Here is an 884-nt window from a genome sequence, read left to right on the forward strand (position 1 = left end):
GCGCCGCAACCTCCTGATCTACGGTCTCGGCCGGATCGTGGTGCCGTTCGTCGGCATCAAGGCCATGACCTCGCCGTGAGCGCCCTCCACCTCGCCTGATCGGATCGACCGCCATGCTGCGGCACCTGCGTCCCGCCCTCGTCCTCCTCGTCGCCCTGACGCTGATCACGGGCCTCGCCTACCCGCTCGCCATGACCGGGCTCGCCGGGATCCTGTTCCCGGCCGAGGCCCGGGGCAGCCTGGTCCTCGGCCCCGACGGGCGGCCGGTCGGCTCCGCGCTGATCGGCCAGGCCTTCGCGGGGGAGGGCGACTTCCACGGCCGGCCCTCGGCCACCACCGCCCCCGACCCGGCCGACACCGCGAAGACCGTGCCGGCCCCCTACAACGCCGCGAGCTCCGGCGGCGCCAATCTCGGGCCGACCAACCCGGCCCTCGTCGCGCGGGTGCGCGACGACGTCGCCGCGCTCAGGGCCGAGAACCCCGCGGCCCCGGTGCCCCCGGACCTCGTGACCACCTCGGGCTCGGGCCTCGATCCCGACATCTCGCCGGAGGCGGCCCTGTTCCAGGTGCCGCGGGTCGCCCGGGCCCGCAACCTGCCCGAGGCGCGGCTGCGGGCGCTCGTGGCCGGGCCGACGCAGGAGCGCACGCTCGGGATCCTCGGCGAGCCGCGAGTCAACGTGCTCGCCCTCAACCGCGCCCTCGACGCCGGGGGGGCCAGGTAGCGACGGATGCGAACCACGACGGAGGCGGGTGACGGCCGATGACGAACGACGCGCGGCGCGAGCGCGACAAGCGGCCCTCCCCGGAGGCCCTCCTGGCGCAGGCGCGCCGGGAGGGCCCGGGGCGCGGTCGCCTGAAGATCTTCCTCGGGGCGGCTCCGGGCG

At 76.6% G+C, this 884-nt stretch carries 1 protein-coding gene; it reads left to right on the forward strand.

What is annotated here, in order from left to right; all coding sequences use genetic code 11:
- The first annotated feature begins 113 nt into the window (after positions 1 to 113).
- Positions 114 to 722, forward strand: coding sequence for a K(+)-transporting ATPase subunit C (locus DT057_RS35075; RefSeq protein ID WP_128566577.1), 609 nt, complete (start codon positions 114 to 116; stop codon positions 720 to 722).
- The last annotated feature ends 162 nt before the right edge of the window (positions 723 to 884 follow it).

The organism is Methylobacterium crusticola, from assembly GCF_003574465.1.
In the GTDB taxonomy this organism is placed as follows: domain Bacteria; phylum Pseudomonadota; class Alphaproteobacteria; order Rhizobiales; family Beijerinckiaceae; genus Methylobacterium; species Methylobacterium crusticola.

Bases quoted from the DNA above. Each gene is read 5' to 3' on its own strand.
- DT057_RS35075 (WP_128566577.1), top strand. From the start codon at position 114: ATGCTGCGGCACCTGCGTCCCGCCCTCGTCCTCCTCGTCGCCCTGACG.